Annotated in this window: 18 protein-coding genes; 3 read left to right on the top strand and 15 right to left on the bottom strand. The window is 61.6% G+C overall.

The features are described from left to right. A partial coding sequence (udp, locus tag ADK28_RS11005; RefSeq protein WP_048795670.1) for a uridine phosphorylase occupies positions 1-669 on the bottom strand: 669 nt, incomplete at its 3' end. A 489-nt stretch (positions 670-1,158) separates the two neighbouring features. On the opposite strand from udp, the gene ADK28_RS11000 reads away from it, so the two are divergent. Then, positions 1,159-1,986: a dienelactone hydrolase family protein gene (locus ADK28_RS11000; RefSeq protein WP_033638980.1), complete on the top strand. Its 828-nt coding sequence runs from the start codon at positions 1,159-1,161 to the stop codon at positions 1,984-1,986. A gap of 84 nt (positions 1,987-2,070) precedes the next feature. Here the strand turns inward: ADK28_RS11000 and metE are convergent, their stop codons facing one another. After that, the gene (gene metE, locus ADK28_RS10995) at positions 2,071-4,359 is read right to left on the bottom strand and encodes a 5-methyltetrahydropteroyltriglutamate--homocysteine S-methyltransferase (RefSeq protein ID WP_082172279.1); all 2,289 of its coding nucleotides are present in this window, start codon (positions 4,357-4,359) and stop codon (positions 2,071-2,073) included. Positions 4,360-4,449: 90 nt separating this feature from the next. Here metE and metR point away from each other — a divergent pair, with 90 nt between their 5' ends. After that, on the top strand, positions 4,450-5,394 hold the full coding sequence (gene metR / locus ADK28_RS10990; protein ID WP_016929455.1) for an HTH-type transcriptional regulator MetR: 945 nt from the start codon (positions 4,450-4,452) through the stop codon (positions 5,392-5,394). 16 nt (positions 5,395-5,410) lie between these two features. On the opposite strand, the gene ADK28_RS10985 is transcribed toward metR, so the two are convergent. Continuing rightward, positions 5,411-6,271, bottom strand: a complete 861-nt coding sequence (locus ADK28_RS10985) for a carboxylate/amino acid/amine transporter (protein WP_016929456.1) — start codon at positions 6,269-6,271, stop codon at positions 5,411-5,413. A 151-nt stretch (positions 6,272-6,422) separates the two neighbouring features. On the opposite strand from ADK28_RS10985, the gene ADK28_RS10980 reads away from it, so the two are divergent. Beyond that, complete coding sequence (locus ADK28_RS10980; RefSeq protein WP_016929457.1) at positions 6,423-6,752, top strand: hypothetical protein; 330 nt, start codon at positions 6,423-6,425, stop codon at positions 6,750-6,752. Here ADK28_RS10980 and ADK28_RS10975 read toward each other — a convergent pair. The 12 genes from ADK28_RS10975 to ADK28_RS10920 form a co-directional block, all read right to left on the bottom strand. Then, positions 6,733-7,689, bottom strand: a complete 957-nt coding sequence (locus ADK28_RS10975; protein ID WP_016929458.1) for an AEC family transporter — start codon at positions 7,687-7,689, stop codon at positions 6,733-6,735. The two genes, ADK28_RS10980 and ADK28_RS10975, sit on opposite strands and share 20 nt — an antisense overlap. Before the next feature lie 60 nt (positions 7,690-7,749). Continuing rightward, positions 7,750-8,487 carry a glycerophosphodiester phosphodiesterase gene (gene ugpQ / locus ADK28_RS10970; protein ID WP_033638985.1) on the bottom strand — a complete coding sequence of 246 codons (738 nt, stop codon included), beginning with the start codon at positions 8,485-8,487 and terminating at the stop codon, positions 7,750-7,752. Continuing rightward, positions 8,487-9,557 carry a sn-glycerol-3-phosphate import ATP-binding protein UgpC gene (locus ADK28_RS10965; protein WP_033638987.1) on the bottom strand — a complete coding sequence of 357 codons (1,071 nt, stop codon included), beginning with the start codon at positions 9,555-9,557 and terminating at the stop codon, positions 8,487-8,489. The genes ugpQ and ADK28_RS10965 overlap by 1 nt, the downstream gene beginning before the upstream one ends. 5 nt (positions 9,558-9,562) lie before the next feature. Beyond that, positions 9,563-10,408, bottom strand: a complete 846-nt coding sequence (gene ugpE, locus ADK28_RS10960; protein ID WP_033638989.1) for a sn-glycerol-3-phosphate ABC transporter permease UgpE — start codon at positions 10,406-10,408, stop codon at positions 9,563-9,565. Further along, a complete protein-coding gene (gene ugpA / locus ADK28_RS10955; RefSeq protein WP_015376293.1) occupies positions 10,405-11,292 on the bottom strand; it encodes a sn-glycerol-3-phosphate ABC transporter permease UgpA in 888 nt (295 codons plus the stop codon). The genes ugpE and ugpA overlap by 4 nt, the downstream gene beginning before the upstream one ends. 78 nt (positions 11,293-11,370) lie before the next feature. Next, positions 11,371-12,690: a sn-glycerol-3-phosphate ABC transporter substrate-binding protein UgpB gene (gene ugpB, locus ADK28_RS10950; protein ID WP_048795669.1), complete on the bottom strand. Its 1,320-nt coding sequence runs from the start codon at positions 12,688-12,690 to the stop codon at positions 11,371-11,373. A gap of 187 nt (positions 12,691-12,877) precedes the next feature. Continuing rightward, on the bottom strand, positions 12,878-14,065 hold the full coding sequence (locus ADK28_RS10945; RefSeq protein ID WP_033638994.1) for a PLP-dependent aminotransferase family protein: 1,188 nt from the start codon (positions 14,063-14,065) through the stop codon (positions 12,878-12,880). 44 nt (positions 14,066-14,109) lie between these two features. Further along, positions 14,110-14,811 carry a high-affinity branched-chain amino acid ABC transporter ATP-binding protein LivF gene (gene livF, locus ADK28_RS10940; RefSeq protein ID WP_004934391.1) on the bottom strand — a complete coding sequence of 234 codons (702 nt, stop codon included), beginning with the start codon at positions 14,809-14,811 and terminating at the stop codon, positions 14,110-14,112. A gap of 1 nt (position 14,812) precedes the next feature. Then, on the bottom strand, positions 14,813-15,583 hold the full coding sequence (gene livG / locus ADK28_RS10935) for a high-affinity branched-chain amino acid ABC transporter ATP-binding protein LivG (RefSeq protein WP_025304904.1): 771 nt from the start codon (positions 15,581-15,583) through the stop codon (positions 14,813-14,815). Continuing rightward, positions 15,580-16,863, bottom strand: a complete 1,284-nt coding sequence (locus tag ADK28_RS10930) for a high-affinity branched-chain amino acid ABC transporter permease LivM (protein WP_048795668.1) — start codon at positions 16,861-16,863, stop codon at positions 15,580-15,582. The genes livG and ADK28_RS10930 overlap by 4 nt, the downstream gene beginning before the upstream one ends. Then, positions 16,860-17,786 carry a high-affinity branched-chain amino acid ABC transporter permease LivH gene (gene livH / locus ADK28_RS10925; protein WP_015376290.1) on the bottom strand — a complete coding sequence of 309 codons (927 nt, stop codon included), beginning with the start codon at positions 17,784-17,786 and terminating at the stop codon, positions 16,860-16,862. Before livH ends, ADK28_RS10930 begins: the two co-directional genes overlap by 4 nt. A gap of 117 nt (positions 17,787-17,903) precedes the next feature. After that, positions 17,904-19,019, bottom strand: a complete 1,116-nt coding sequence (locus ADK28_RS10920) for a branched-chain amino acid ABC transporter substrate-binding protein (RefSeq protein WP_025304902.1) — start codon at positions 19,017-19,019, stop codon at positions 17,904-17,906. Position 19,020 lies beyond the last annotated feature (1 nt).

Below are 19,020 nucleotides of genomic sequence, written 5' to 3'. Positions count from 1 at the left end.
GCGGTTAACGATCACCCCAGCCACCATGCCGGCGCGCAGGCCCTGGCTGGCGCACATGGTCAGCAGCGTGGCGGATTCCATTTCATAGTTCATCACGCCCATCGCCTGCCACTCTTCCATCGAGCCTTTAAAACGGCTGACCACGCGGCCGGAGTAAGTGTCGTAACGTTCCTGGCCCGGGTAGAAAGTATCGGAAGAAGCGGTTACGCCAATGTGGGTGGTCGCGCCGCTGGCTTTGGCCGCTTCCACCAGCGCGGTAGTGCAGGCGAAGTCCGCGACCGCCGGAAACTCCATCGGCGCAAAGTGCAGGCTGGCGCCGTCGAGGCGTACCGCCGCCGTAGTCACCAGCACGTCACCGACGTTGATATTGGCCTGAATGGCGCCGGTGGTGCCGATGCGCAGGAAGGTGCGAATGCCCAGCTGCGCCAGCTCTTCCACCGCGATAGAGGTAGACGGGCCGCCGATACCGGTGGAGCAGACGATCACCGCCTTGCCGTCCAGCTCTGCGCGCCAGGTGGTGAATTCACGATGGGAGGCCAGATGCACCGGATTTTCCATCAGCTTGGCAATCTTCTCTACGCGCTGCGGATCGCCCGGCACGATGGCAAGCTGGGCCCCTTGTAAATCGTTCTTGGTGAGGCCGAGATGAAAAACGTCAGACTGAGACATATGAGACTCCTCATGGATCATGTTTATTGGGAGGAACAAAAAAGCACTCTACTGAAAATCGCCGTTTAATTTCGTGACGATAGTCACTATGAAAAGAGAAACAAATTACATGCTACATATTTTTTGTGATTTTCATCACAAAAAAAAGCACTATAAGGCATTCAGAATGCACCGCTAAACCTCAGTCTAGCCAATAAACCTTGCCGCTCCCTGCCCGTTGATTGCCGGCTGAAACTATTTAGCTCATCAATTCGAAATACCCCCATCTTATCGGTTGCTTAGGGACAAAAAAGCCCTCTAACGCACCTTATGGCACTTACGCGGGCCAAAACGCGTAATAACATGATAAAAAGCGCTTAAAAATGCCGCAAAGCCAGATAATTAGCCGTTTTTTATCGACTTGTCCGAAAGTGCGCCACGCAGCGCCAATAATGGGTAATCTTTCCTATAGTTAATCTCAGCGCTTTTTTCTATTGCACGGAGACCGCAATGAAAACCGAACATGTGATGACATTAGAACAGGCTCAGGGGGGATTCGCCCCGGCCGCCGCGCCGTTGGCCACCTCCGCGATTATCACCGACGAACAGGGCATTCACGCCGGGCAAACGACCATCCCTTCTCAGGGCGACGCGCTGCCGGCCTACGTCGCCAAACCCGCCGACCATAACGGCCCCTTTCCCATCGTGCTGGTGGTGCAGGAAATCTTCGGCGTCCATGAGCACATTCAGGATCTGTGCCGTCGCCTGGCCAAGCAGGGCTATCTGGCGATCGCGCCCGAGCTCTATTTCCGCCAGGGCGACGCCAATGACTACAGCGATATCGGCGAGCTGTTCCAGCAGTTGGTGACCAAGGTGCCGGATCGTCAGGTGTTGTCCGATCTGGATCACGCCGCGCACTGGGCTATTCGCCACGGCGGCGACGCCGGCAAGCTGGCGATCACCGGTTTCTGCTGGGGCGGCCGCATTACCTGGCTGTACGCGGCGCACAACCCGCAGTTGAAGGCGGCGGTCGCCTGGTACGGCAAACTGGTCGGCGAGAAAACGCTGAATTCACCGAAGCATCCGGTCGATGTCGCCACCCACCTGTCAACGCCGGTGCTGGGGCTGTATGGCGGGCAGGACAGCGGCATTCCGCTGGAGACGGTGGAAACCATGCGTCAGGCGATCCGCGCCGCCAACGCCGAGGCCGAAATCGTGGTATATCCTGGCGTCGGGCACGCATTCAACGCCGACTATCGCCCCAGCTACAACGCCGAAGCGGCGGAGGACGGCTGGCAGCGCATGCTGGCGTGGTTCGCCCAGCACGGCGTCAAATAATGTCCCTCGCATAAAAAAGGGCGCCGAAGCGCCCAATCATCACACCAGTAAATCTATAAGCGGCGGTTCATCCGCCGCACGGCATCACGCGTGCTCGCGCAGGCGCTGCGCCGCCAATACCATGTTGGCCAGCGACTGCCGGGTTTCCGGCCAGCCGCGAGTTTTCAGGCCGCAATCCGGATTGACCCACAGGCGTTCCGCCGGGATGTTCTGCGCCGCTTTACGCAGCAGCGCTTCGATCCATTCCACGCTCGGCACGTTCGGCGAGTGGATGTCGTAGACGCCCGGCCCGATTTCGTTCGGGTATTCGAACTCTTTGAAGGCTTCCAACAGATCCATATCGGAACGCGAGGTCTCGATGGTGATCACGTCGGCGTCCAGCGCGGCGATAGAGTCCATGATGTCGTTGAACTCGCAGTAACACATGTGGGTGTGGATCTGGGTGTCATCCCGCGCCACGGCGGCATTCAGTTTGAAGGCGTCCACCGCCCAATTCAGGTAGGCGGCCCAGTCGGATTGGCGCAGCGGCAGCCCCTCGCGCAGCGCAGGTTCGTCGATCTGGATGATGCCGATGCCGGCTTTTTCCAGATCTTCCACCTCGTCGCGCAGCGCCAGCGCAATCTGCTTGGCGATCACTTCGCGGGTCACGTCTTCACGCGGGAACGACCAGCACAGGATGGTCACCGGCCCGGTCAGCATGCCTTTCACCGGTTTGTCGGTCAGCGACTGGGCGAATTTGGCCCATTCGACGGTGATGGCTTCCGGGCGGCTGACGTCACCGATGATGACCGGCGGCTTCACGCAGCGGGAGCCGTAGCTCTGCACCCAGCCGTTCTGGGTAAACACGAAGCCGTCGAGGTTCTCGCCGAAATACTCCACCATGTCGTTGCGCTCGGCTTCACCGTGCACCAGCACGTCCAGCCCGAGACGTTCCTGCTCGACAATCGCCTGTTTGATGTGCTCACCGATGCTGGTGCGGTAGTTATTGCCGTCCAAACGACCCTGTTTGAAGTCGAGACGCAGGCCGCGGATCTCGGTGGTCTGCGGGAACGAACCGATGGTGGTGGTCGGCCAGGCCGGCAGGTTGAAACGCTCGCGCTGCGCCCTGGCGCGCTCGGCGTAAGCGCTGTGGCGTTCGCTGTCCTGCGCGGTGATCGCGGCCAGCCGGCGCTCAACCTGTGGGTTATGCACACGGCTCGACTGACGGCGGGCGCGGATCGGTGCGCTGTAGGCGTCCAGTTCAGCCTGTTTCGCCGCGTCAGGCGCGTTCAGCGCCGAGCTCAACAGCGCCAGTTCGGCGCATTTTTGCAGTGCGAAGGCGAACCAGCTTTTCACTTCTTCGTCCAGACGGCTTTCCACGCTCAGGTCGATCGGGCTGTGCAACAGTGAACAAGAGGAGCCAATCCACAGCGGGCGAGTACCCACCAGCGGCTGCAGACGCTCAAACCAGCGGCTCAGATCGGCGCGCCAAACGTTGCGGCCGTTGATCACCCCCAGTGACAGCAGCCAGTCTTGCGGCAATGCGGCGCTCAGCACGGCGATATCGTCATGACCGGCGACCAGATCGACGTGCAGCCCTTGCACTTGCAGCGTGCGAATGGTGTCGAGGTTATGGCCGACGCTGTCGAAATACGTGGTCAACAGCAGCTTCACCTGCCCCTGCAGCGCATCGTAAGCCGGTTTGAACGCGTCCAGCCAGGCTTGCGGCAGCTCCAGCACCAGCGCAGGCTCGTCAATTTGCACCCACTCAACGCCGCGCTTCGCCAGCTCGACCAGCACCTGCTGGTAAACAGGCAGAATCTCTTTCAGCAGCGACAGGCGGTCGAACGGCTCACCCTTCACTTTCCCCAGCCACAGATAGGTCAGCGGACCCAGCAGCACCGGCTTGATGCGATGGCCGAGCGCCAGCGCTTCATCCACTTCATCCAACAGCTGAGTCCAGCCCAGCTTGAACTGCTGGCCTTGCTGGAATTCGGGCACCATGTAGTGATAGTTGGTGTTAAACCATTTGGTCATTTCCGCCGCGGCCGCCGGCTCGCCGGTCGGTGCGCGGCCACGGCCGATGCGAAACAGCGTGTCCAGATCAATAGAGCCATCCGCATTCTGATGGCGCGCCGGCACGTTGCCCAGCAGCAGGCTGGTGGTCAACACATGATCGTACCAGGCGAAATCGCCGACCGGCACCAAATCCACCCCGGCCTGCTGTTGCTGCTGCCAATGACGAGCGCGCAGCTCGCGGCCAACCGCCAACAGCTCTTCCTGTGTTGAGTTGCCGGCCCAGTAGCTTTCCTGAGCTTTTTTCAGCTCACGTCGTAGCCCAACGCGAGGAAAACCCAGTATGTGATTCAAAATTGCCATCGTCATATTCCCCATTTAGCCGTCCAGATGTTTACACATCCATAATCAGCAGGTACTGTATTAACCACAAGCGCAATTTATTCACTGTCAATGTGAAGGACTCTCATGATCGAACTGAAACATTTACGGACGCTGCAGGCTCTGCGAAACAGCGGTTCGCTGGCGGGGGCGGCGGCCCAACTTCATCAGACGCAATCTGCCCTGTCGCACCAGTTCAGCGATCTTGAGCAACGTCTGGGCTTCAAGCTGTTCGTCCGCAAGAGCCAACCGCTGCGCTTCACCGCCCAGGGCGAGATCCTGCTGCAGCTGGCGGAACAGGTGCTGCCGCAGATCCAACAGGCGCTGCAGGCCTGCCACGAGCCGCACCAGACCACGCTGCGCATCGCCATCGAATGCCACAGCTGCATTCAGTGGCTGACGCCGGCGCTGGACAACTTCCGCCAGCGTTTCCCGCAGGTGGTGATGGACTTCACTTCCGGCGTGACTTTCGATCCGCAGCCAGCCCTGCAACAGGGCGAGCTGGATCTGGTGATGACGTCGGATATTCTGCCGCGCAGCGGCCTGCACTATTCGCCGATGTTCGATTTCGAGGTGCGTCTGGTGCTGGCGCCGGATCATCCGCTGGCCGGCAAGCCGCACATCGAGCCGGAAGACTTGAGCGATGAAACGCTGTTGATTTACCCGGTGCAGCGCCAGCGGCTGGATATCTGGCGGCATTTCCTGCAGCCGGCGGGCGTTAACCCGGCATTGAAGAACGTCGATAACACACTGCTGCTGATCCAGATGGTATCGGCGCGGATGGGGATTGCGGCGCTGCCGCACTGGGTAGTGGAGAGTTTCGAACGGCAGGGGCTGGTGGTGACCAAAACCCTGGGTGACGGCCTGTGGAGCCGCCTGTACGCCGCCGTGCGCGACGGCGAACAGCGCCAGGCGGTGACCGAAGCCTTTATCCGCTCGGCCCGCCAGCACGCCTGCGATCATCTGCCGTTCGTGCGCGATGCGGCACGCCCCGGCGCGACCGGCGCCAAAGCGTTGGCGGCCGGCGTATAAACTGTCGGCCCCCCGTTTAGCCGAGCTGTTTCGGCGCCACCCAGCGGCGGTGCACCCACAGCGAAGCGACGATCACCGCCCCGCCGATGATAAAGCTCGGCCAGTGCGGCTGCTGCTGCCAGATAGCCAGGTTGACCAACAAGCCGGCCGGCACATGCATGTTGTTCATGATGCCGAGCGTGCCGGCATCCACCTGCGTCGCGCCGTAGTTCCACATGAAATAGCCCAGCCCCGACGCCACCACGCCCAGCCAGATCAGCACGCCCCACTGCAGGTTGGTGGTTGGCAACTGCTGCGGATTGCCCCACAGGAACCAGGCCACTACCGCCACCGCCGCCGCCCCCAGGTAGAACCAGGAAAAGGCGGTGTGCTGCGGCAAGGGGTGCACTTCCATCAGGCGCTTATAGCCGACCATGCCGATGGCGAAGCTGATGTTCGCCGCCTGCACCAACAGCAGCCCCCACCAGAAGTGTTCGCTCAGTTGGTGATAGCGAATGATCGCCGCGCCCAGCACCGCCAACAGCGCGCTGAACACATAGCCCCAGCGCAGACGGCGGCCGCTCAGTAAGTCGTAGATCAGCGTGATGTACAGCGGCGTCAACACGGTGAACAGCAGGAATTCCGGCACCGTCAGGTAGAGATAGGCGCGGAAGCTGAACAGGTACATGATGCCCAGCTGGAAGGCGCCCACCAGCATATACAGCAGGATCACCCTGGGCTTGATATTGCGCCAGCGCAGGAACGGCAGGAACACCAGCGCCGCCAGCCCGATGCGCACCAGCGCCGAGAACCCGCTGTCGACATGGCCCGCCAGGTACTCGCCGATCAGGCTGAAAGAAAACGCCCACAGGATGGTGGTTATAACCAAAAGCAGCACGATGGGTTCACCCTAAAAAGACCGAAAGGGCGATTGTAACGGAAGATGGACGCATAAGGGGATGAAAGGCAGTTTACATCTGAACAAAAGACAAACTACCGGCAAAATTTCACCGCTGGGTTAGGCTTAGTAAAAAGGCGAGGTAACCATCATGAAAACATCTCACATTCTGTTCGCTCTGCTGTTGCTGCCAGGGTTGGCGGCGGCGGCCAACGGCGTAACCGACCTGCGTTCACAGCAGCAGTTACTCAACCAAAACAGCCAGCAGGCGCAGCAACAGCGCTTGTTGAACAACCGGCAGATGGATCAACGCCGCCTGCAGCAACAGCGACAGTTCGACAATCAACGGCAACAGCTGTTGCAAACCACGCCGAACGGCGGGCAACTGCTGCCTAACGGCAACCAGCCGCGCGATCCGTTCAATCGCACCGCGCCGGCGGTGCCGCAGGCGCCGCTGCCGGCTACGCCCGCACGCCCATAACGGTGAGGATCAGCGGCGTGGTGATCGCCGCCAGCACGGTGGACATCACCAGGCTGGTGGCGGCCGGGCCGGTGAGCGTATTGAACTGGCGCGACATCAGGTAGACGTTCACCCCCACCGCCATCGACCCAAGCAGCACCACAACCCGGGTCTCCATCGGCGGCAGATCCATCATCCAGGCCAGCAGCCAAATCACCAACGGCTGTACCAGCAACTTCAGCACGCAGATGGCGCTGCTCAGCTGCCAGCCTTCGCTGATGCGGTACTCGGCGAGCCCCATGCCAAGCACCACCAGCGACAGCGGCGCCGCCACCTGGCCGAGCATGCTGACCGGTCGATCGACGAAGTCCGGCAGCGGCAAGCCGGTCAGGCTAAACAACGTGCCGGACAAAATGCCGACGATCAGCGGGTTGGTCAGCACGCTGCGCGCGGTTTTAGCGAAGCCGCCCAGCGTCGGCGAGCCGTTGCGCGCCCATTCGATCGACACCGTCACCAGCGTCCACAGGATCAGGCCGTTGAACACCAGCACCAGCGCCACCGACGGGATCGCCGCCTGCCCCAGCATTACGCTGGCGATCGGTAAACCGAGCATCACGTTATTGGAGAAAATACCGCCCAGCGCAAACACCGATCCGGCGACGCCATCCAGCCGGAAGAGGTGCCGGGCGACCAGGCGGCCAAGCACGAACACGATCAGGCAACTGCCGAAGAACGCGATCAACAGCCGGGCGTCGACCGCCGGGCGCTGCGAGAAGTCGCACATCATGCGAAACAGCATGGCGGGCAAGGCGAGGGAAAACACGAAACGCGTCAGGCCATCGGTGATGCTGGAGGGCCATTTCCCCCAGCGAATCAGCCCATAACCCAACGCGATCAGGGCGAACAGCGGTAAAGACAGCACGATCTGGTGCCACAGTGACATCATAAAGCCTGGCATCGCATTCCTTCCGTTGGCGCGGCGGCAAGGCTTGTCGTCGCGGGATTTATCGGCGCCGGATTAAAAATCCGGGCCAATCAAATCTATCCGGTCGGTGCAAATGCAGTCAACGCCCCAGTCGAGCAGCAGGCGCGCGCGATCCGGTTGGTTGACGGTATACACCAGAATGCGCAGCCCGGCGTCTTTCAACGCGTTCACCCGTTCGGCGGTCAGCGCTTTGTGATCGATATGCAGCGAGACGCAATCCAGACGTTCGGTCAGCTCGCGCCAGTTGTCGTCCCAGTCCTCCAGCAGCAAGCCGCGCGGCAAATCCGGCACGGTGCGTTGCGCCGCCGCCAATGCTTCCACCGAGAAGGAGGAGAGCAACGGGTCGGTCTGCCCTTGCCACAGCAGCCGCGCCGCCAGCGCCACCACCCGGCCGGTTTCATCGTCGCTGCCGGTGGTCGGTTTGATCTCGATATTGGCCATCAGGCCGTGTTCCCGGCAGCGTTCCGCCACCTCCGACAGCAGCGGCAGCCGCTCGCCCTTGAAGGCCGAGCTATACCAGTTGCCGGCGTCCAGCTGCACCAGTTTATCCCACGGCAGTTCGCCCGCCACGCCCCAGCCGTTGCTGGTGCGATCCAGCGTATCGTCATGCAGCAGGAAAATTTGTCCGTCCTGCGCCAGTTTGGCGTCGAACTCGATCATCTTGTGGCCGTGGCGCGCGCCGACGTCGATCGCCGCCAGGGTGTTTTCCGGCGCCAGAGAACCGCCGCCGCGGTGGGCGACAATATGAGGGTAAGGCCAGGGTCTCGTCATCAATCCATCCGTAATCCGCTGTGGGTGTCAAAGAAGTGCAGCGCCTGAGCAGGCAGCTGCAAATATAGCGTACTGCCCGCCGCCGGCAAGGTTTCATGCGACAGCCGCGCGATCACCCCGTGTCCGCCCCACTGGCCGTGCGCCAGATTGTCGGCCCCCAGCAGTTCCAACGTCTGCAGCTGCAGCGGCACGCCCTGGCCTTGCGCCACCAGCTGAATATGCTCCGGCCGAATGCCCAGCGTCAACGGCCGCCCCGCCCACTGCGGCTTGGCCGCCGGCAACGGCAGCGCCATGCCGTCCGTCAGCAGCAGCTGGCCGCCGTCAGCGCTCAGGGTGCCGGGCAGCAGGTTCATCGCCGGCGAGCCGATAAAGCCGGCGACGAACAGCGAAGCCGGCCGCTGATATACCTCGCTCGGGGTGCCGATCTGTTCCGCCACGCCCTTGTTCATCACGATCACCCGCTGCGCCAGCGTCATCGCCTCCACCTGATCGTGGGTCACGTACAGGCTGGTGGTTTTCAGGCGTCGGTGCAGCTGCTGCAGCTCCAGGCGCATCTGCACCCGCAGCTTGGCGTCCAGGTTGGACAAGGGTTCATCGAACAGGAACACCGCCGGTTCGCGCACGATGGCGCGCCCCATCGCCACCCGCTGGCGCTGGCCGCCGGAAAGTTCGCGCGGCTTGCGCTTGAGCAGCGGCTCCAGCTCCAGAATGCGCGCCGCCTCCTCCACCCGCTGGCGGATATGATCCTTGCCGAAACCGCGGATCTTGAGGCCGTAGGCCATGTTGTCGTACACGCTCATGTGTGGATAGAGCGCGTAGTTCTGGAACACCATCGCGATGCCGCGATCCTTGGGCTCCAGATCGGTCACGCGCCGGGTATCGATATAAATATCGCCGCTGGTGGTGCGCTCCAGCCCGGCCACCATGCGCAGCAGCGTGGATTTGCCGCAGCCGGACGGGCCGACCATCACGATGAATTCACCGTCCGCCACGTCGAGGTCGATCTGTTTGATCACCGGCGTTTTACCGTCGTAAGACTTGGTGACCGCCTGTAGTTTTAATCCTGCCATCGTCGTTATTTCTCGCTATCAACCAGACCGCGCACAAACCAGCGCTGCATCAGAAGCACCACCGCCAGCGGTGGCAATAAAGTCAGAATCATCGCCGCCATCACCTGGTTCCACTGGGTCGGCGCGCCGGAAGTGGAGATCATGCTCTTGATGCCCGCCACCGCGGTGCCCATCGAGGCATCGCTGGTGATCAGGATCGGCCACAGGTATTGGTTCCAGCCGTAGATAAAGGTGATGACGAACAGCGCCGCCAGATTGGTTTTCGACAGCGGCAGCACGATGTCCCAGAAGAAACGCATCGGCCCGGCCCCGTCGATGCGCGCCGCCTCCAGCAGCTCATCCGGCAGCGTCATGAAGAACTGGCGCAGCAGGAAGGTGGCGGTGGCCGAGGCCATCAGCGGCAGCGTCAGGCCGGTATAGCTGTCCAGCAGGTTGAGGTTGGAGATCACCTCCACCGTCGGGAAAATGCGCACCTCCACCGGCAGCATCAGGGTGAGGAAAATCAGCCAGAAAAACAGGCTGCGCAGCGGGAAACGGAAATACACGATGGCGTAAGCCGACAGCACCGACACCGCGATCTTGCCGCAGGTGATCGCCAGCGCCATGATCACGCTGTTGAGCAACAGCAGCGAGAACGGCACCTTGAGGTTGCCCACGCCGCCCTGCCAGATATTGCGGATGTTCTCCCACAGGTGCCCGCCGGGCACCAGCGTCATCGGCACCTGAAACACCTGTTTGTCGTCCAGCGTGGCGGCGACAAAGGCCACGTACAGCGGGAACAGCACCACCAGCACGCCGATAATCAGCATCACATGGCTGAAGACATCCAGCCCGCGTCGATTCTCAATCATTGGTAGCGCACCTTACGTTCAACGAAGCGGAACTGGATCACCGTCAGGCCGATCACCAGCAGCATCAGGATCACCGACTGCGCGGCGGAACTGGAGAGATCCAGCCCGGCGAAGCCTTCACGGTAGATCTTGTAGATCAACGTGGTGGTGGACTGCACCGGCCCGCCGCCGGTGGCGGCGTCGATCACCGGGAAAGTATCGAAGAAGGCGTACACCAGATTGACCACCAGCAGGAAGAAGCTCACCGGCGCGATCAGCGGCAGCACCAGATGGAAGAAACGCCGCACCGGGCCGGCGCCGTCGATGGCCGCCGCTTCCACCAGCGAACGCGGGATAGACTGCAGCGCCGCGAGGAAAAACAGGAAGTTATAGCTTATCTGCTGCCATACCGAGGCCAGCACCACCAGGAACATCGCCTGGCCGCTGTTTTGCGCATGGTTCCAGTTATAGCCCAGCCCGTTGAGGAAATGGGTAATCAGCCCCAGACCGGGGTTGAACAGAAAGATCCACAGCACCGCCGCCACCGCCGGCGCCACCGCGTAGGGCAGGATCATCAGCGTGCGATAGAGGCGGCTGCCGCGCAGCACGTAGTCCACCAGCGCGGCGAAGAACAGCGAAACCGCCAGCCCGATGCCCGCCACCAGGAAGCTGAAGATCAGCGTGGTGTAGAACGAGTCGAGGTAGTAAGGATCCTGGAACAGCTGTTTAAAGTTATCCAGCCCGACAAACTGGCTGGACAGGCCGAACGGATCGAGGCTCTGCACCGAATACCACAGCGCTTCGCCGGCGGGCCATAAAAAGAAGACGGCGGTAATCAGCAGCTGCGGCAGCACCAACGCATAGGGCAACCAGCTGCAGCCGAAACCGGGACGGGAAGATGACATAGCAGTTAAACCATTAATCGGGTACGGAAGGATCGGCGTGAAGGCGCGAGCCCGGTCCGCCGGGCCCGCGACGCAGGGTTACTTGGTCGATGCTTCGAAGCGGCGCAGCAGCACGTCACCGCGCTGCACGACGGCGTCCAACGCCTGCTGAGGCGTTTTCTTGCCGGTCCACACGCCTTCCAGCTCTTCATCCACCACGCTGCGGATCTGCGGCATGTTGCCCAGGCGCAGGCCCTTGGTGAACGGCAACGGCGGCTTGTTCAGCATCTGGCGAGTGGCGACGTCGGCCCCCGGGTTCTTATCGTAGAAGCCCTGCTGCTTGGTCAGATCGTAAGCCGCGGTGGTGATCGGCAGATAACCGGTCTTCTGGTGCCATTCGGCGGCGATTTCCGGCTGCGCCAGGTACTGCAGGAACTCGGCCACGCCCTTGTAGGTGGCGGCGTCTTTACCGTTCATCACCCACAGACTGGCCCCGCCGATGATGGCGTTCTGCGGCGCGTTTTTCGCGTCGGCGTCGTAAGGCATCATGCCGACGCCGTAGTTGAATTTGGCGTAGTGCTTGATGTCCGCCAGCGAACCGGAAGAGGCGGTGGTGATAGCGCAATCGCCGTTGTAGAACTTCTCGGTGGATTCGTCTTTGCGGCCGAAGTAGGTAAAGTCGCCCTTCTTGTTCATCGCTTCGAGCAACGCGATATGCTTGACCTGCAGCGGTTGGTTGAACTCCAGCTTGGCGCTGGTGCCGCCAAATCCGTTGTTTTCACTGGCGAACGGCACGCCGTGCCAGGCGCTGAAGTTCTCGAGTTGGATCCAACCCTGCCAGCCGCTGGCGTAACCGCACTTCATGCCGGCTTCGCGCAGTTTGGCGGTATCCGCCGCCAGTTCCTGCCAGGTTTTCGGCGGCTGATCCGGGTTCAGGCCGGCCTTTTTGAAAGCGTCTTTGTTGTAGTACAGCACCGGCGTGGAGCTGTTGAACGGCTGCGACAGCAGATGGCCGCTCTTGTTGTCGGTGTAATAGCCGGCCACCGTCGGCACGAACACCGACTCGTCGAAGTTGATGCCGGCCTCTTTAAACACTTCGTAGACCGGCTTGATGGCTTTGCTGGCCATCATGGTGGCGGTGCCCACCTCGTAAACCTGCAGGATCGCCGGCGCCTTGCCGGAGCGGTAAGCGGCGATGCCCGCCGCCAGGCTCTGTTCGTAGTTGCCTTTATAAACCGGCACAATCTTGACGTCGCTGTGCGACTGGTTGAAGCGATCCGCCAGGGAATCCACTTCCTTACCCAGTTCGCCTTCCATTGAATGCCAGAACGGGATTTCCGTCGCCGCCAGCGCCTGGGCGCTGACCGCCAGGGTCAATGCGACGCACAGCGTGGTTTTGCGAATAGCGTAGGTGAGCATGCCTAACTCCTGAAAAAGCTGGTGTAAAAGCGCGTGAGCGAAAAGAATCAGTTTTTTGTTCGGAAGCTAACATGCCATGCGCGGATGACAGAAAAATAACCGTTATATGACAGCCACATGACGGCAAGGTGAAGTGAAGATGGCGGTTTGATGTCGGCGGCGGGCATCGGCTCCGCCGCCGCGAGGATTACAGCGAACGGCGCAGGCGCGCCACCGCTTCTTGCATCTGCTGCTCGGTGGCGGTGGCGAACGACAGGCGGAAGGTCGAACGATCCGGGTTGTCGGAGAAGAAGTATTCCCCCGGCACGAACACCACGCCCTGCTGCAGCGTGGTGTTCAGCCATTCGGTGGCGTTGAACGGCTGGCGGAAACGCGCCCACAGGAACATGCCGCCCTTCGGCTTATCGAAGGTGATGTAGTCGCCCAGCTCCTGCTCCACCAAACCGGCCAGGATCTCGCCCTTTTGCTTGTAGGCGGCACGGATCTTGTCGATCTGCGCCGGCAGGCGATCCAGGCCGAGGTAGCATTCGACGATGCTCTGCGACAGGGCGCTGGCGTGCAGATCCGCCGCCTGTTTGATGATCGCCACTTTATGCAGCAGGAACGGCGGCAGGATCGCCCAGCCCAAGCGTAGGCCCGGCGCCAGGATCTTGGAGAAGGTCGAGGTATAGATGATGTGGTCGGTGTTGCCCAGCACCCGCTGCGACACCTGATGCAGCGTCGGGTGGCGCTCTTCGGTGAAACGCAGTTCGCCGTACGGATCGTCTTCGATGATCAGGAAGTTATGTTCGGCGGCCAGCTTCACCAGCAGTTCGCGGCGCGCGGCGCTGAGGGTAATGCCGCTGGGGTTGCCGAAGTTCGGCACCACGTACACGCCCTTGATGCGCTGGGTTTTCAGCAGTTCGGCCAGCTCTTCCACCACCATGCCGTCGCTGTCAGACGAGACCGACATGATGTTGGCCTCCGCCAGTTCCAGCGTTTGCAGCGCCGCCAGGTAGGTCGGGCGCTCCACCACAAACACGTCGCCGGGATTGACGATGGCGCGCATCACCAAATCCAGTGCCTGCTGCGAGCCGGCGGTGACCATCACCTCTTCCGCGCCAGCGGTGACGCCGCGCTCGGCGCACAGCGCGCAAATGCGCTCACGCAGCAGCGGGCTGCCCTCGGTCAAACCATACTGAAACGCGCTTTTCGGCTGTTCGGTGATCGCCTGCTGGGTGGCGATGCTCAATCCTTCGAAATCGAACAGCGCATCAGAGGGGATGCCGCCCGCCAGCGAAATGACGTGTTCCATCTTGCTGTGCTTAAGCAATTCACGGATGGCCGAACTTTTTACGTTAACGATGCGCTGCGCGAGTAACCCTTCTGTCTTCATTTCTTCTTCTCGTACCTGATTATTTTAATTCGTAGGGGGGCGGATTAACCGCCCAGATACGCCGACCTCACTGCTTCGTTGGCTAACAATGCAGCCCCCGTATCTTCCAACACCACGCGGCCGTTTTCCAGCACATAACCGCGGTCCGCCAATTTCAGCGCCTGATTGGCGTTTTGCTCCACCAGGAAGATGGTCATGCCCTCTTCCCGCAGCTGCTGAATGATGTCGAAGATCTGCTGGATGATGATGGGCGCCAGCCCAAGCGAAGGTTCGTCGAGCAGCAGCAGCTTCGGCTGGCTCATCAGCGCGCGGCCGATGGCCAGCATCTGCTGTTCGCCGCCGGACATGGTGCCGGCGCGCTGGCTTCGGCGCTCCAGCAGGCGCGGGAACAGCGTGAACACCCGTTCGATACGCTGTTGATACTGCTGGCGATCGGCGAAGAAACCGCCCATCGCCAGGTTTTCTTCCACCGTCATGCGCGAGAAGACGCGCCGCCCTTCCGGCACGATCGCCACCGCTTCGCGCATGATGCGCGAGGTTTGCCACTGGGTGATGTCCTGGCCCTGGAAAACGATGCTGCCTTCGCTGGCGCGCGGTTCGCCGCACAGGGTGCCGAGCAGCGTGGTTTTACCGGCGCCGTTGGCGCCGATTAACGTCACGATTTCGCCCTGACTTATCGTGAGACTGACCTGATGCAGCGCCTGAATTTTGCCGTAATGGGCGGATACCTGATTGAATGACAACATATTATTCTTCGCCCAAATAAGCCCGGATCACGTCCGGGTTGTTGCGGATCTCCGCCGGTGTGCCCTGCGCCAGCGGCGTGCCCTGATTCACCACATAAATGCGGTCGGAAATGCCCATCACCAGCTTCATGTCGTGCTCGATCAGCAACACCGAGACCTTATGCCGATCGCGCAGCTCGACGATCAGGTGATCCAGCTCGTCGGTCTCTTTCGGGTTGAGGCCGGCGGCCGGTTCGTCCAGCATCAGCAGCTCCGGCCGGGTCACCATGCAGCGGGCGATCTCCAGCCGCCGCTGCTGCCCGTAGGCCAGGTTGCCCGCCGAACGGTTGGCCATCTCCAGCAGGCCGACGCGCTCCAGCCACTCCGCCGCGCGCGCCAGCGCCTCGGCTTCGGCGCGGCGGAAGGCCGGGGTTTTCAGCAGCCCGGCGAACACGCCGCTTTTCAGGTGCTGATGCTGCGCCACCAGCAGGTTCTCAATCACCGTCATTTCACGGAACAGCCGCACATGCTGGAAGGTACGCACTACGCCCATACGGGCGATGGCCTGCCCCGCCAGCCCTTCCAGATGGCGATCGCGCAATTTGATGGTGCCGCCGGTCGGGCGGTAAAAACCGGTCAGGCAGTTGAATACCGTGGTTTTACCGGCGCCGTTGGGGCCGATCAGCGACACGATTTCGCCTTCGTTCAGCGTCAGCGCCACATTGTTGACCGCCAGCAGCCCGCCGAAACGCATCGACAGGCCTTCCACCTGCAGTAAAGGTTGAACGCTCATGCCTGTTTCCCCTTGCCCGCGTGAATGTCCGCCGCCTGTAGCTTCAACTGCGGCCGTTTCATCGGCAACAGCCCTTGCGGCCGCCAAATCATCATCAGCACCATCAGTGCACCCAGCAGCAACATGCTGTATTCATTCAGATCGCGCATCAGCTCACGCGACACCACCAGCAGGATTGCCGCCAGAATGACCGCGAACTGCGAGCCCATGCCCCCCAGTACGACGATCGCCAACACGAAGGCCGACTCGACGAAGGTGAAGGATTCCGGGCTGACGAACCCCTGGCGCGCGGCGAACAGCGTGCCGGCAAACCCGGCGAAGGCGGCGCTGATGGTAAAGGCGGTCAGCTTGATGCGCGTCGGGCTGAGGCCCAGCGAGCGGCAGGCGATCTCGTCTTCGCGCAGCGCTTCCCAGGCGCGCCCGAGCGGCATGCGCAGCAGGCGGTTGATGACGAACAGCGTCAGCACCACCAGCAGCAACGCCACCAGGTACAGGAATACGATGCGGTCGCTCGGATCGTATTTCAGGCCGAAGACGTTATGGAAAGTATCCCAGCCGCCGTCGCGCACGCTGCGGTTGAACTCCAGGCCGAAGAAGGTCGGTTTCGGGATCTGGCTGATGCCGTTCGGCCCGCCGGTGATCTCGGTATTGTTCAGCAACAGAATGCGCACGATCTCGCCGAAGCCGAGCGTCACGATCGCCAGATAGTCGCCGCGCAGCCGCAGCACCGGGAAACCGAGCAGGAAGCCGAAGGCGGCGGTGACGATGCCCGCCAGCGGCAGGCTCTCCCAAAAGCCGAAACCGTAATAGTGATTCAGCAGCGCGTAGGTGTAGGCGCCGATGGCGTAGAAACCGCCGTAGCCGAGCACCAGCAGACCGGACAGGCCCACCACCACGTTGAGGCCGAGGCCCAGCATCACGTAGATCAGCGTCAGGGTGGCGATATCCACCGTGCCGCGCGACACCAGGAACGGCCAGGCGACCGCCGCCACAAGCAGCAGAGCCGCCAGCAGCTTTTGCCGCGGCGTGGTGCCGTCGAAGCTCGGCAGCACGAGCGCCGGGCCGGAGACTTTTTTCAATCCCTGTTGCAGCAGCGGGCGCAACAGCTGGAATAAAAAGACGATGACGCAGCCGATGCCGATCCACATCCAGCGCACTTCCGCCGCGCCGTGCACCACCAGTTTGGTGCCGTCCAGGCTGAGCTGCATGCCCATCAGGAACGACGCCATCACGAACAGCACCGCCGTGGCGATCAGCGCATTGAGCAGATTGAGTTTCATACTTTCTCAACCTCCGGACGCCCGAGAATGCCGGTCGGCATGATCAGCAGCACCACGATCAGCAGCGCGAACGACACCACGTCTTTGTATTCGGTGCTCAGATAGGCGGAGGTCAGCGCTTCCGCCACGCCCAGCACCAGGCCGCCGATCATCGCGCCGGGAATGCTGCCGATGCCGCCCAGAACCGCGGCGGTAAAGGCTTTCATACCGGCCATAAAGCCGATGTAAGGGTTGATGACGCCGTAGAACTGGCCGAGCAACACCCCGGCCACCGCCGCCATCACCGCACCGATGACGAAGGTCAGCGAGATCACCCGGTCGGTGTTGATGCCCAGCAGGCTGGCCATCTTCAGGTCCTCCGCGCAGGCGCGGCAGGCGCGGCCCATGCGCGAATAGCGTATAAACAGCGTCAGCGCCAGCATCGCCAGGAAGGTCACGAGCCAGATGGTCAGCTGCATGGTGCTGATGGTGGCGGCGAAGCCGTTGCTTTCCCCCAGCACCCACTGGCCGGTCACCAGGCTGGGCAGCGCCAGATCGCGTGAGCCCTGCGTCAGGCTGACGTAGTTTTGCAGGAATATCGACATGCCGATGGCCGAGATCAGCGCAATCAGGCGCTTGGAGTTACGCACCGGCTTGTAGGCCACCCGCTCAATGCTCCAGCCATAGGCGCTGGCGATGACGATCGAGACCAGGAACGCGGCGCCGATCAGCAACCAGCCGACGTCGATGCCGAGCATCATCAGGGCGGCGATAACGATAAAGGAGACATAGCTGCCGATCATGTACACCTCGCCGTGAGCGAAGTTGATCATGCCGATGATGCCGTAAACCATGGTGTAACCGATGGCGATCAATGCATAGGTGCTGCCCAACGTTAAGCCGTTGAACATCTGCTGCAGAAAATAGAGGAGCTGCTCTGACATACTCTGAACCCTTGGCTGCGAAACCCGCCGACGGAGAACCGGCGGGTAAAGGGAGACGGGGCCGGCAAGCCGACCCGCCGGGCGCAGCGGACTGCGCCCCACCCTAATCATTATGGCTTATTTGATCGGTGTGGACGTGCCGTTGGCATGCCATTCGAACACGCCGAACTCGAAGCCTTTCAGATCGCCCTTGTCATCCCAGGTCAGCGGCCCCATCACGGTCTCCACCGGCTTGCCGGTTTTCAGATCCTTGACGATGTCCGCCGGCTCCTGGCTGCCGCTGCGCTCCATGCCGGTGGTCAGCGACTGCAGCGCGGCATAGGTGGTCCAGACGAACGGGCCGGTCGGATCCAGCTTCTTGGCTTTCAGCGCATCGACGATCGGCTGGTTGGCAGGCACCTGATCGTAGCGTTTCGGCAGCGTCACCAGCATGCCTTCCGAGGCGGCGCCAGCGATGTTGGACAGCGAGGAGTTGCCCACGCCTTCCGGCCCCATGAAGCGAGTGGTCAACCCGGCCTGCTTGGCCTGACGCAGGATCTGGCCCATTTCCGGGTAGTAACCGCCGAAGTACACGAAGTCGATATTTTCTTTCTTCAGGCGCGCCACCAGGGTGGAGAAGTCTTTGTCGCCGGCGGTGATGCCTTCGAACATCGCCACTTCGGTGCCCTGTTTTTTCAGGCTGTCGCGCACCGAGCGCGCCAGGCCTTCGCCGTATTGCTGCTTATCGTGCACCACGGCGATGCGCTTCGGCTTGATGTCGCTGAGGATGTATTTGGCGGCGGTCGGGCCCTGATCCGAATCCAGGCCGGTGGTGCGCAGGATCATCTTGTAGCCGCGGGTGGTCAGATCGGCATTGGTGGCCGCCGGGGTAATCATGATCACGCCTTCGTCTTCATAGATATCGGACGCCGGCTGGGTGGAAGAGGAACACAGGTGGCCAATCACGTAGCGAATGCCGTCGTTGATCACCTTGTTGGCGACCGCAACCGCCTGTTTCGGATCGCAGGCGTCGTCATATTCCACGCCGACCAACTTGTCGCCCTTGATGCCGCCCTTGGCGTTGATGTCGGCAATCGCCTGGCGCGCGCCGGTAAACTCCATGTCGCCATACTGCGCGACCGGGCCGGACATCGCCCCGACGATCGCCACCTTGATGTCTTTCGCCATAGCCGCCTGGCTCATGGCCATCGCAATGCAACCCGCCAGCAGTGCCTTACCTGTTGTTAATTTCATC

Origin of the sequence: Serratia sp. 506_PEND, from assembly GCF_001076875.1 — a bacterium.
Lineage (GTDB): Bacteria > Pseudomonadota > Gammaproteobacteria > Enterobacterales > Enterobacteriaceae > Serratia > Serratia marcescens.
Note: the sequence above shows the minus strand (reverse complement) of the source record. Positions and strands in the feature narration are given on the sequence as shown.